This is a genomic window from Corynebacterium neomassiliense, from assembly GCF_900626215.1.
GTDB lineage: Bacteria > Actinomycetota > Actinomycetes > Mycobacteriales > Mycobacteriaceae > Corynebacterium > Corynebacterium neomassiliense.
The window spans coordinates 946903-958273 of record NZ_LR131106.1 but is presented as its reverse complement, the minus strand read 5'-3'; the positions used below and the strand labels follow the sequence as shown (position 1 = coordinate 958273).

13 protein-coding genes are annotated in these 11371 nt (G+C 66.4%); 6 read left to right on the top strand and 7 right to left on the bottom strand.

Features of this window, described 5'->3' with window-relative positions; translation table 11 throughout:
- The first annotated feature begins 48 nt into the window (after positions 1-48).
- From ychF to E0E18_RS04165, 3 genes are all read left to right on the top strand, one after another.
- On the top strand, positions 49-1134 hold the full coding sequence (gene ychF / locus E0E18_RS04175; protein ID WP_130839407.1) for a redox-regulated ATPase YchF: 1086 nt from the start codon (positions 49-51) through the stop codon (positions 1132-1134).
- A 458-nt stretch (positions 1135-1592) separates the two neighbouring features.
- Complete coding sequence (locus tag E0E18_RS04170) at positions 1593-2138, top strand: dihydrofolate reductase family protein (RefSeq protein WP_130839406.1); 546 nt, start codon at positions 1593-1595, stop codon at positions 2136-2138.
- 104 nt (positions 2139-2242) lie between these two features.
- Positions 2243-2869 carry a hypothetical protein gene (locus E0E18_RS04165; RefSeq protein WP_130839405.1) on the top strand — a complete coding sequence of 209 codons (627 nt, stop codon included), beginning with the start codon at positions 2243-2245 and terminating at the stop codon, positions 2867-2869.
- A 53-nt stretch (positions 2870-2922) separates the two neighbouring features.
- Here the strand turns inward: E0E18_RS04165 and E0E18_RS04160 are convergent, their stop codons facing one another.
- Positions 2923-3204: a helix-turn-helix domain-containing protein gene (locus tag E0E18_RS04160; RefSeq protein WP_130839404.1), complete on the bottom strand. Its 282-nt coding sequence runs from the start codon at positions 3202-3204 to the stop codon at positions 2923-2925.
- 46 nt (positions 3205-3250) lie between these two features.
- Between E0E18_RS04160 and map the strand changes: the two genes are divergently transcribed.
- Positions 3251-4042, top strand: a complete 792-nt coding sequence (gene map, locus E0E18_RS04155; RefSeq protein WP_130839403.1) for a type I methionyl aminopeptidase — start codon at positions 3251-3253, stop codon at positions 4040-4042.
- A 240-nt stretch (positions 4043-4282) separates the two neighbouring features.
- On the opposite strand, the gene E0E18_RS04150 is transcribed toward map, so the two are convergent.
- Positions 4283-5080 carry a DsbA family oxidoreductase gene (locus E0E18_RS04150; protein ID WP_130839402.1) on the bottom strand — a complete coding sequence of 266 codons (798 nt, stop codon included), beginning with the start codon at positions 5078-5080 and terminating at the stop codon, positions 4283-4285.
- 104 nt (positions 5081-5184) lie between these two features.
- Here E0E18_RS04150 and E0E18_RS04145 point away from each other — a divergent pair, with 104 nt between their 5' ends.
- Entirely contained in the window at positions 5185-5940 is a 756-nt protein-coding gene (locus tag E0E18_RS04145) for an endonuclease/exonuclease/phosphatase family protein (RefSeq protein ID WP_110481215.1), read from the top strand.
- An 11-nt stretch (positions 5941-5951) separates the two neighbouring features.
- Here the strand turns inward: E0E18_RS04145 and E0E18_RS04140 are convergent, their stop codons facing one another.
- From E0E18_RS04140 to E0E18_RS04125, 4 genes are all read right to left on the bottom strand, one after another.
- The gene (locus tag E0E18_RS04140) at positions 5952-6911 is read right to left on the bottom strand and encodes a DUF808 domain-containing protein (protein WP_110481216.1); all 960 of its coding nucleotides are present in this window, start codon (positions 6909-6911) and stop codon (positions 5952-5954) included.
- Between the two features lie 103 nt (positions 6912-7014).
- Entirely contained in the window at positions 7015-7902 is an 888-nt protein-coding gene (locus E0E18_RS04135) for a patatin-like phospholipase family protein (RefSeq protein WP_066585772.1), read from the bottom strand.
- Positions 7903-7930: 28 nt separating this feature from the next.
- Positions 7931-8638 carry an SDR family oxidoreductase gene (locus tag E0E18_RS04130; RefSeq protein ID WP_110481217.1) on the bottom strand — a complete coding sequence of 236 codons (708 nt, stop codon included), beginning with the start codon at positions 8636-8638 and terminating at the stop codon, positions 7931-7933.
- A 79-nt stretch (positions 8639-8717) separates the two neighbouring features.
- Positions 8718-9365: a DUF4232 domain-containing protein gene (locus E0E18_RS04125; protein ID WP_130839401.1), complete on the bottom strand. Its 648-nt coding sequence runs from the start codon at positions 9363-9365 to the stop codon at positions 8718-8720.
- Between the two features lie 177 nt (positions 9366-9542).
- Between E0E18_RS04125 and E0E18_RS04120 the strand changes: the two genes are divergently transcribed.
- Positions 9543-10712: an acyl-CoA dehydrogenase family protein gene (locus tag E0E18_RS04120; protein WP_130839400.1), complete on the top strand. Its 1170-nt coding sequence runs from the start codon at positions 9543-9545 to the stop codon at positions 10710-10712.
- Between the two features lie 3 nt (positions 10713-10715).
- Here the strand turns inward: E0E18_RS04120 and E0E18_RS04115 are convergent, their stop codons facing one another.
- Entirely contained in the window at positions 10716-11345 is a 630-nt protein-coding gene (locus E0E18_RS04115; protein ID WP_110481220.1) for a DUF402 domain-containing protein, read from the bottom strand.
- Positions 11346-11371: the final 26 nt, after the last annotated feature.

The following is an 11371-nucleotide window of genomic DNA, read 5'->3' as shown; positions in this document are numbered from 1 at the left end:
GCACACCGGAGGACGGATGTGTCCGCCCCACCGGATAGGATGGACGCCGTGTCTCTTACTCTCGGTATCGTCGGTCTGCCCAATGTCGGCAAATCCACCCTGTTCAACGCCCTGACCCGCAATGACGTGCTCGCGGCGAACTACCCCTTCGCCACCATCGAGCCCAACGAGGGGATGGTGGAGCTTCCCGATCCACGGCTGAAGCGGTTGGCGGAGATCTACGGTTCCGAGCGGATTCTGCCGGCGACCGTCACTTTCGTCGACATCGCCGGGATCGTCAAAGGGGCTTCCGAGGGGGAGGGGATGGGCAACGCCTTCCTCGCCAACATCCGCGAAGCGGACGCCGTCTGCGAGGTGGTGCGGGCATTCTCCGACGACAACGTCATCCACGTTGACGGGAGGGTCGACCCGGAGGCGGACATCGCCGTCATAGAGACCGAACTGATCCTTGCCGACCTGCAGACCATCGAGAAGGCCCTGCCACGGCTGCAGAAGGAAGGCAGGAAAGACAAGGACAAGGCAGAGGAAGCCGCCGTGGCTGAAGCGGCGCAGAAGATCCTGGAGGACGGACGCACCCTGTCGTCTGCGGCGAAGAAGGGTGAGATCGACCTGGCTCCGGTCCACGATCTGCACCTCATGTCCGCCAAGCCTTTCCTCTACGTCTTCAACTCCGATGAGGGGGTGCTCACCGACGAGGCGAAGAAACAGGAACTTCGTGACCTGGTGGCACCGGCTGAGGCTGTGTTCCTGGACGCCGCGACCGAGGCGGAGCTTCTGGAGCTCGAGGAAGACGAGGCAGCTGAACTGCTCGCCTCGGTCGGTCAGGATGAACCGGGCCTGGAGACCCTCGCGAAGGCGGGGTTCGAGACTCTGGGGCTGCAGACCTACCTGACGGCCGGTCCGAAAGAGACCAGGGCCTGGACTATTCCCCAGGGTGCGACCGCCCCGCAGGCGGCCGGTGTGATCCACTCCGATTTCGAGCGTGGATTCATCAAGGCTGAGATCGTCAGCTTCGAGGACCTCGACCGGTACGGCTCTGTTGCCGAAGCACGCAACCACGGCAAGGTGCGCCAGGAGGGCAAGGACTATGTGATGCAGGACGGGGACGTGGTGGAGTTCCGGTTCAACGTCTAGCGTTTATGAGGGTTTCCGTTGTGTGCTGATCGCGTGATCAGATCGTTGGTCGGCAAAGACACTTATCGGATCCGGCATAGTCAGTACGTCACCTGCGTCGACCGTTGACTGAGAACGGTCACAACCGACGCGGAATGCGAGACCGTACACAGTGACCGCAAACATTGCGGTCCGTGTGACCACGACACCTCCGCTCGGACAAGTGTCCGCCGGCAATCCCGGTCACGCACACCCCACGTGCCACGCCCGACATTCCTGCAACGTTGAGGGGTGACCAGCTGGCCCTGCCCGGCCCCGGCTCCGTTCCGTGCCCACAGCTCAGGTTCGCCGGGCGGGTGGTATCTGTGCATGGTGTACTGGAGTCTGCGGGCGCGGAACAACGCGGACACGTATGTACCGTCCGGGGTACCGATAGGATTCCGGGGCACCGACGAGACGACGAGACACTGGAGGCCGACTTGACCGTCGTCACCCGCTACCGTTTCTACACCGCCACCACCCTGGACGGCTTTCTGGCTGATGAGAATGATTCCCTGGAGTGGCTGTTCACGAAAGACATCGACGAGACCGGTCCCGGGAATGCCGGTGCATTCATGGAAGAGGTCGGCGCTCAGGTGATGGGTGCGACCACCTACCTGTGGGTACTCGACCATGAGCCGCACTGGTTGCCGCAGATTCCGACATTCGTCTTCACGCATCGTTCGCTGAAGCCTGTGAACGGGCTGGTGGAGTTCCTTTCCGGCGATCCCTCGGAGTTCCGGGAACTGATCGGGAAAGCGGCCGGGGACCGGGACGTGTGGATCACGGGTGGCGGTGATCTGGCGGCGTCCTTCGCCTCCGCCGGGATGCTTGACGAGGTCCAGGTTTCGATCGCGCCGGTACTGCTCGGTGCAGGAAAACCGTTGTTCGGTGGCGCCGTTGACCTGTCGTTGCGGACGTGTGACCGTAACCGGGACTTTCTGGTGGCCACCTTTGACGTGATCGGCCCCCTGGCGCCGGACTGACTCTCCTCCCGGTGAAGACGGTGTCGCAGGTGCCGGGAGTGTCGGTGGTACAGGCCGGCCGGGGTCCGGGGCCCGGTGGTGCGGCCTGCCGTAGGATCTGGACCATGGTTTCTTCCCGGGCCAGCCACCGGCCGGAATCGTGGTGGCGGGAAAGGTGTGGGGTGCTCCTGGAGGACGGGGACTGGCACGGCCTCTACAGGGCGGCGATGAGCTGGCGCGGTGACGGAGGCGCCGTCCTTCCGGAGGCCTGGCTCATGGACGCGTGTTCTGCTCTTCTGCACCGCCGGCCGAAGACGGCGGTGCACTGCTGCGACATGGCCCTGCACCTGTGGATCCGACGTCCGGGGGACAGGGGCATCATTCACTTTGTTCGCGGACTGGTCGTCGCCGACCATGTCTGTGACCCGCGGCGAGCCGTGGAGGATCTGGAGCGGGCGGCCGACGGGCCGGCGTGGTTGCGCGCGGACGCGCAGAGGGAGCTTTCCCGGGTTGTGGGGAAAGCGGCACGGTCCAGGGTCAGGACGCCCCGGGTGCAGCCTCCGCCGGCCTACGATGCGGCCTATGCCGACCTGGTCACCGGTCGCGGGTCGGGTGGGAGATCCGCCGGGAGGTCGGGTGGGGGATCGGGGGGTAGTTCCGGTCCGGGGCCTGATGTCCCGGACACTCTCCCGGCGGACGGGACGCGTCCGGAACTCTGGGACCCGGTGACGGAGCTGCTGCACCGGCCGTGAGAACGTGCGGGGTGGGTGAACCGGGCCTGTCGTGAGACTACGGTCGTTCCGGTTCAGCTGGCTCTGGCGGGCCCGGTCACGGTGTCGGCGGGGGCCGGGTTCACCGCGTGCCAGAGGGCGTCGGGGGATATGCCGAGTTCATCGGATACGGCTGCGATGGTGGGGAAGGCGGGGGTGGCGATCCGTCCGGTCTCGATCTTGCGCAGGGTCTCCGGGGAGACCTGCGCTCTGAGGGCGACGTCGAGGATGGATCGGTCGCCCCGGGCCTCACGTAAGAGTGCGCCGAGCCGTCGTCCACGTTCGATCTCTTCGGGGGTCAGCGGGAGTCGGACCATGCCCCGACTCTAGCACCGGTATAATATGGACGGTATAGTTATCGTAATGATTGAGATTCTCAGTACTTCCCAGATCGAGCGTGCCCGTGTGGCTGGCACGCTCGTCGGCGACATCCTGCACACCGTCCGGGACCGGACCCGGCCGGGCACCGACCTGCTGGAGATCGACCGGTGGGCCCGCGAGATGATCCTCGCCGCCGGCGCGGAATCCTGCTACGTCGACTACGCGCCCTCATTCGGACGCGGTCCTTTCGGCCACTGGATCTGCACGTCCGTGAATGACGCGGTGCTCCACGGCATGCCCCACCCGTACCGGCTCGCCGAGGGAGACCTTCTCTCCCTGGACCTTGCCCTCACCCTCGACGGCGTCAGCGCGGACGCCGCGGTCAGCTTCATCGTCGGCGGTTCCGGAACCGCGGAGGACCGGCGACTGATCGACACCACCGGTCGTGCTCTCGCGGCAGCGGTGGCGGCGGCCCGACCCGGCGCCAGGATCGGGGACCTGTCCCATGAAATCGGCAGCGTGCTGACCGCTGCGGGATACCCGGTCAACCTCGAGTTCGGAGGGCACGGTATCGGCACGACGATGCACCAGGACCCGCACGTGGCCAATGCAGGTCGCCCCGGTCGGGGATACCGGCTCCGGCCCGGACTCATGCTCGCCCTGGAACCCTGGGCGATGGTCGACACCGACCGGCTCATCACCGACCCGGACGGCTGGACCCTCCGGAGTGCGACAGGATGTCGTACCGCGCACTGTGAGCACACCGTCCTGATCACCGCAGACGGTGCGGAGATCCTCACCTCGCCCTCGGAGAATGTGTCGACACCGGTGTGACCCCGGTGAAGACTGTCGTGACAACCCCGGCCGGCCGTCGGAGGAGAGTACAGGCCACTGAGCGCGGACTACTGAATGAGACAGAAAAGGGACCGTCACGCACTCTCTGCGCCGCACCTTCCGCCCCTGGGCTCCCGTGGATCCTGACGACGGACCGTCCTGCTCCCCACCGGTCGGTGAGGAACAGGACGGTGAGGTTCCGGTACCGGAGGGGTGTCCGCCGGTACCCGAGCAGCCCCGTCAGCAGCCGGACGGGCCGCAGGCTTCCGCGTCACCGGCGCCGTTGACGCTGACGAACGACGGCTTCTGCGGGTGGGACTCCTCCCAGGCCTGCTCCAGGGCCCTGGTGAAGACCTCGGTAGGCTGGGCGCCGGGCACCGCGTACTTCATGTCGAGGACGAAAGTGGGCACGGAGTTCAGCCCGAGGGACGCCGCCCGGGACACATCGGCCTGTACCGCAGGAATCCGGGACCCGGACTCCAGCTCCTGACGTACCTCATCCTCATCGAGCCCGGACTCCACCGCCAGTGCGACCAGGGTACCGGTGTCGCCGATGTTCTTCCCCTGCTCGAAATGCGCTGCGAAGAGCGCCTCCTCCAGTCGCTCGACGGTGGAGGCCTCCCTGCTCCGGGCGTCCTTCTCCGTGCCCTCTTCTGGGCCCTCTTCTGGGCCCTCTTCTGTGCCCTTCACTGAGTTCTTCTCGTCGGTCTCTCTGGCGAGCTGGATCAGCTGGTGGGCGCGCATGGAGTTGGCGACGACCAGCGTGTCGAAGTCATAGTGCAGTCCTTCACCGGCCGCCTGCGTGCTGACATGCCCGAACATCTCACGGACCCGGTCGACGGGCATACCTTTCACCGCTGAAAGATACTCCGCCTCCGAGCGCGGGTCATGCGCGGGCAGGGTCGGGTCAAGCTGATAGGAATGCCACGTCACAGTGATGTCGTCACGGTGCGGGAATGATGCCAGGGCGCGGTCGAAGCGCCGCTTACCGATGTAGCACCAGGGGCAGGCCACGTCGGACCAGATGTCGATGTTCACGACAGTTGTAACGCGCGGACATGCCCCGTCATTCCCCTGCCGGTACCGCATCCGTGTCAGTTTCGTCGGGCCCCCTGCGTCCCCGTGGACTACGGTGGATGTCGATGAAGCTGATCAGCTACAACCTCTACCACAACAACGCCGTGGGCGAACTCGCACCACTGGCGGAGCTTCACGACCCCGACGCACTCTGCCTCCAGGAGGCGGACACAGACACCCTGCCGTCACGGATCGGGGACCTGGAACTCGTCCAGGCCACCACCGGAAGCCGTCTGGGACTCGCCGTCTATCTGAGGACGAGCAGATTCGACCCGCGCTCCCTGCTCACCGTGCCCCTCGAGAAGTCCCTCCATGACCTTGTCATGAAACCGGGGGAGGAGCGCATGGCGACCGTGAGAGCCCATGATTCCGTCCTCGGAGGTGAAGTCCTGATCTCGTCCTTCCACGCGGCGCCGTTGACCGCGAGCAATGCGCTGCGACGACAGCAGATCAGAACCGCCTTCGGTGCCCTCAGGGACCTGGGCCCGGGCCTGCCGTCGGTGGTTGTGGGGGACTTCAACTACCCGGTGTTCCAGGCGGGACTCGCACGCTACGTCGGAACCTACGGCTATGCGGTGTCCCGCAGTGACACGGACACCTACCGGCGTTACGGGGTGCTCCGCGGAAGTTACGACCTGGCGCTGTCGCAGGGATATACGGCATCCACCGTCACTTCACTGCCCCAGGACGGCTCGGACCACCTGCCGATTCTCGTGGAGACCGCGATGCAGCCTGAACCGGGGGAACTGGAGAAGGTACCCGGACGGCTGTTCCTCCCGGAAACCCACCGATACCGTCGCCGACGCTCACGCCTGGTCTGAGAGCAGGGCGGTCACCCGGCGTGACCGGAGCGGTGACGGACCACCCTGCCCACGGACGTCACCACCACCATCACCACCGAACCGACGAGGAAACCGGTCACGGCGGAGCACCCGGTCTCGATCAGCCACTGCACGGCAGCGCCTGCAGGCTCCGCGGCGTCCTCAATGTGGTGCACCACGGAGAACGGGCCGTGCCAACCGAGGTCGTCCGTACCTTTGAGCAGGATGTGGCCGCCGACCCACAGCATCGCGGCCGTGCCCACCACCGACAGCGCGGCCAGGACCTTCGGCATCGCCGAGACCATCGTCCTGCCGAGCCACCGCACCGCGCCCGGGCGGTCGGGTCCGCCGGACGCCAGACGCAGCCCGACATCATCCATCTTGACGAGCATCCCCACCACCCCGTAGACGCCGACAGTGATCATGAGTGCGACGACGACAAGAATGACCGCACGTTCCAGGAAAGGCTTGTCGGTCACCTCGTTGAGAGAGATGACCATGATCTCCGCGGAAAGAATCAGATCTGTGAGAACAGCGGCCTTCACCAGGGACTTCTCGTCATCCGGGCCCTTGTCCGCCACAGGGGTGTCACCGGTGGAACGGCCGCCCCTGCGCGCGGCGACCGCGTGCCAGATCTTCTCCGCACCTTCGAAGCACAGGTAGGTGCCGCCGACCATCAGCACCGGTGTCAGAGCCCAGGGGGCCAGCCAGCTCAGCAGGAGCGCGACCGGCAGGACGATGACGATCTTGTTGACCAGGGACCCTTTCGTGATCTTCCAGACGATGGGAAGCTCCCTGGCCGGGGTGACCCCCTCGACGAATCCGGGGGCGACAGCGGCATCATCGACGACAACTGCCGCGGCCTTGGAGGATGTGGACGCCGCGGAACCGGCGACATCACGCGTGGCCACGGCCGCCTTTCTGGCTATCAGTGCAACGTCGTCGAGTAGTGCGAAAAGCCCACCTGCCATGGAAAGGTCCTCTGCGGTCGGGGAGGGGCAGGCACCGTGACATGTACGCCGGCCCGGGACCGTCCCAGTGTATCCGGAGCACGCCCGTGGTCGGGCACGGTGGTCAGGCGGTGAGGAAGTCCATGATCCGGTCCCAGTCCCGTTGTGTCTGCACCAGACCGTCGTAGTAGGTCGCCTTGAGACGGTCGAGGTTGCGCTCGGTGTTGGAGATCCGCATCTCCTCCGGGAAGAAGAGCAGGGCCCTGCCCTGTCTCTCCAGGTCGAAAAGGTGCCGTCTGGTGGCGTTGTAGCGTGCCGGGCGTGCGATGACCGCATCGGCGACGGCGGGGTGACGACGCAGGATCCGGCGCACCGCACCGGGATGCTTCACCGGCGGGCGCACATAGTCACGGGGCCTCGTGCACAGCACGAGGTAGCGTTCGAAACCGTCGGCCTCGGCGGCGTCGACGGGGATTCCCCCGGAACCGCTGAGGGCACCGTCGACATAGGGCGTTCCGTCGACTTCCGGCGTGTTCATGATGACCGGCAGTGTCGAGGACGCCCGGACCCGCTTGAGCAACGAGTCCAGGTCGGTGATGTCCTGTCGCCCCCACCTCGTCGGTTCACCGGTCAGGGCATTGGTCGCCTCGATGCTGAACGGTGTGGGGTCAGAGAGGAAGGCCTCGAAGTTGTAGGGAAGGTCGTTGCCCGGCAGCCCGGCGGTCTCGTAGATGTACTCGGCGTCGAAGTAGCCGTCCCCGCGGATGAAGGAGCCCACTCCGCCGGAGGCGGGGGACGCCGTGAACTCGACGAAACTCTCCCGTGCACGTTCGGGGTCGTGGCCCAGGAAGTTCACGGTGTGGGAGGATCCGGCGGACACCCCGCCGACCCAGCCGAAGTGCACGTCGTTGACCATCAGCTCATGCACTGTGGCAGCTGTGAAACTGTTGCGGGCCCCGCCGCCCTCGAAGACGAGGGCAACATCGCCGGCAGTGAAGGTGGAGTCTGTCATCGCACCCATGCTAGCCCTGCGGGTCGGGTCACTCGAAGCCGGAACCGTGGGAGTCCAGCGCACTGGAGAGGTTGAGGTTGAGGTCGTGGAGGACGTCCTCAGGGTCAGAGTCACCGGCGTTGAAACGCACAGTGTGTCCCGCACTCCGTGGGCAGTCGACCGCGGCGGCGATGAGCGCGGCCACGGCGGCACGGGGGACGGTGGTCCCGTCGGTGCGGCCCCGGTCCTCCGGGATGACCGAGATCCCCGTCTCCTCACCGTCGGTGAGCGTCGAGGGCCCGAGAATCGTCCAGTCCAGCGACGACCTTCTCAGATGGGAGTCCGCCCGGGCCTTGGCGTCGGCGTACACGTGGAAAGGATCATCCTCGGGGATGCCGTGGTCCAGGTAGGACCCGCACCACGACACCATGATGAAACGGTCGGTGTGGGACTCCTCCGCGGCGTTGATGGTCCGGACGGCGGCATTCTCGTCGACGTTGCGGGTCCTCTCCGGATCCCCGCCGCCGGCACCGGCGGACCAGACGACAGTGTCGAAAGGCTCCAGGAGGTCGACGATACTGTCTGTGCTCATCGTCTCGATGTCCGCGACGACGGCGGAGGCACCGGCGTCCTCGACATCGGCGACCTGGTCCGGGTCCCGGACGACCGCGGTGACGGAGTTGCCGTCGGCGACGAGCAGGGGGATGGTCAGCAGGGCGACGCGGCCGTGGCCGCCGATGATCACGATCTCACTCATACAGTCCAGCCTATCGGGCATCGGAGGGGGAGGTGGGCGGGCAGGCTTTTCCGGGGTTCCGGGGCAGGGTCCGGCAGCGTCACCTGATCGGCGAGATGCTGAGTGTGGCCGGGGCGTCCTCCCCGGTGCAGCCGGTCAGGCCTTCCGCGGCGACGGTCACTGAGACGGTCTGCTCCGGCGGATAGACCTTCAGCGCCTCTGCGGGAGTTTCGGTGCAACGGTCGCCGTAGACCCCGGGAGCGGTGATCTTCAGGTCGGCGGAGGCGGAGTCACCGGGGGCGAGGGTCACCACAGGCAGGTCGCCGGCGGCGGATTCGCGCTCGGCCGCCTGCCCCACCTGCGCGTCACCGGAGACGAGGCTCACCCCCGGATACCCGGAGAGGATGCACGGGCTGTCCGAGACATTCGTGAACTCCAGGGGACGGTAGACACTTCCCGCTGCACCGTCACCGGGCCCCGCTTCCACGGTGAGGTCGTCGGTGCCGCACCGTTGACCGGCGTCACCGCCCTGCGCGCCGTCACCGGTGTCATTCGCGGTGGCGGTGGTGCCAGGGCCGGTGATGGTGCCCGTCGGGGTGGTGTCAGCACCGGTGACGCCGGTCGCGGCTGAGGTCGCCGTCGAGCCGTCACCCGTCGACGAACCGCAGGCACCGAGAGTGACGAGTGCCAGAGCGGCGGTGATCGTGGCTGCGGTACGTCGGGTCCTGCCTGGAGTTCGTGTTCCCATGCCACGTGAGCCTACCGTCTCCGCCCCGTGCCGACGTCCGGTTCCCCGGATCGGGCCCGACACGTCAGTTGGAGTACTAGCATGAGTTCCGGTAGGCGGAACCCGAGAGCGGCGCAGTCAGAGGCCCGCCGGCGGCCCGCCGTATCCCGTCAAGAGTCCCGCCGAACAGGAGCATCCATGGCCCTCAACCCCGACTTCGATCTCTTCCAGCTGCCCGACGAGTACCGGGAGCTTCGCTCCGCGATCCGGCAGATCGCCGAGGAACAGATTGCACCGCACGCCGCAGACGTCGACGAGAACGAGAGGTTCCCCGAGGAAGCCCTGGAGGCGCTGAACAGCTCCGGATTCAATGCGGTGCACATTCCCGAGGAGTTCGGAGGTCAGGGTGCGGACTCTCTCGCCGCAGTCATCGTCATCGAGGAGGTGGCGCGTGTCTGTGGGTCGTCTTCCCTGATTCCCGCGGTGAACAAGCTGGGGACCATGGGACTGATCCTGCAGGGTTCCCAGGAACTCAAGGCGAAGGTTCTTCCCGACATCGCGGCCGGCGCCATGGCGTCCTACGCGCTCACCGAACGTGAGGCAGGGTCCGACGCCGGAGCCATGAAGACCAGGGCAGTCCGGGACGGGGATGACTGGGTCATCAACGGGTCCAAGTGCTTCATCACCAACGGTTCCCGTTCCACCTGGTACACCGTGATGGCGGTGACCGACCCGGACGCCGGTTCCCACGGGATCTCGGCGTTCATGGTGCACAGGGACGACCCGGGCTTCCGGGTCGGTGCCCTCGAGCACAAGCTGGGGATCAAGGGGTCGCCCACCGCCGAACTGTACTTCGAGGACTGCCGGATCCCCGGTGACCGGATGATCGGCGAGGAAGGCACCGGATTCAAGACAGCCCTCCAGACGCTCGACCACACCCGCCCGACCATCGGCGCGCAGGCGCTCGGCATCGCCCAGGGGGCGTTCGAGGTGGCGGTCGGGTATGTCAAGGAGCGAAGGCAGTTCGGCAGGCCCGTCGCCGCGTTCCAGAACACGCAGTTCACCCTCGCGGACATGAAGATGAAGATCGATGCTGCACGGCTGATGATCTACACCGCGGCGTCGAACGCCGAGAGGGGGGTCGCGGAGAACGGGGAGAAGCTCGGACTGATGGCCGCGGGGTCGAAGGCATTCGCCTCCGACATCGCCATGGAGGTCACCCTCGACGCCATCCAGCTGCTCGGCGGCTACGGATACACCCGTGACTTCCCGGTGGAGCGGATGATGAGGGACGCAAAGATCACCCAGATCTACGAGGGAACCAACCAGATCTGCCGCATGGTCATGGGACGCCAGATCCTCGCATAGAGGTCAGAGGGGGTTTCTGTCCGGAGTGCCGTCGTGCCGTTGCTCCGGAGGGGCGGGAACCACGTCCGCCGGATCCGCCCAGTGGAGGTTGTATCCCTGTCTGCTGAGGAACTCTTCGGCCGAGCCTGTGGTGACGATGCCGGTGACCACCTTCTGCGCTGCTGTGAGCGCGCGGCAGGTCTGCTCGGGGGACAGGTGTCCGGCGACCAGGGCGTCCCCCAGCTCCTCCAGGTCGAGGATCTCCCATCTGCCGCCGGCGTAGGTCACCACGTCGATGTACAGGTCGGTGGTGCGCCACACCCGGCCGCCGGGGAGAGGGGTCTCGGTCAGTGCGATGTCGATGTAGAGTTCCTGGCCCGGGTAGGGGCCGTGCCCGGACCCGTTGCGGAAGTGGAACCTGCTGACCCGAAGATCCAGCGCGGGCAGCAGCCAGCTCTCGAGGTAGCCGAAGCGGGGGTGGTCGGCGGGTCGGGCCATGTACAGGCCCCGCGGCGGGCCGGCGGAGGTGCCGTATGAGGCTTCGGGCGGCAGGGTCGCCCACCGGTCGACGGCGCGGTCGAACCCTTTCGGGTCGGTGTTGATCCCTTTGTCCGTGTCGAAGGTCTCGACCTTCGGAGAGTGGGCCGTCGTCATGGTGACGGTTCTACCACGGCCGGGAC

Bases quoted from the DNA above. Each gene is read 5' to 3' on its own strand.
- E0E18_RS04165 (WP_130839405.1), top strand. From the start codon at position 2,243: ATGGTTTCTTCCCGGGCCAGCCACCGGCCGGAATCGTGGTGGCGGGAA.
- E0E18_RS04125 (WP_130839401.1), bottom strand. From the start codon at position 9,365: ATGGGAACACGAACTCCAGGCAGGACCCGACGTACCGCAGCCACGATC.
- E0E18_RS04130 (WP_110481217.1), bottom strand. From the start codon at position 8,638: ATGAGTGAGATCGTGATCATCGGCGGCCACGGCCGCGTCGCCCTGCTG.
- E0E18_RS04135 (WP_066585772.1), bottom strand. From the start codon at position 7,902: ATGACAGACTCCACCTTCACTGCCGGCGATGTTGCCCTCGTCTTCGAG.
- E0E18_RS04145 (WP_110481215.1), top strand. From the start codon at position 5,185: ATGAAGCTGATCAGCTACAACCTCTACCACAACAACGCCGTGGGCGAA.
- E0E18_RS04115 (WP_110481220.1), bottom strand. From the start codon at position 11,345: ATGACGACGGCCCACTCTCCGAAGGTCGAGACCTTCGACACGGACAAA.
- E0E18_RS04140 (WP_110481216.1), bottom strand. From the start codon at position 6,911: ATGGCAGGTGGGCTTTTCGCACTACTCGACGACGTTGCACTGATAGCC.
- E0E18_RS04120 (WP_130839400.1), top strand. From the start codon at position 9,543: ATGGCCCTCAACCCCGACTTCGATCTCTTCCAGCTGCCCGACGAGTAC.
- E0E18_RS04160 (WP_130839404.1), bottom strand. From the start codon at position 3,204: ATGGTCCGACTCCCGCTGACCCCCGAAGAGATCGAACGTGGACGACGG.
- map (WP_130839403.1), top strand. From the start codon at position 3,251: ATGATTGAGATTCTCAGTACTTCCCAGATCGAGCGTGCCCGTGTGGCT.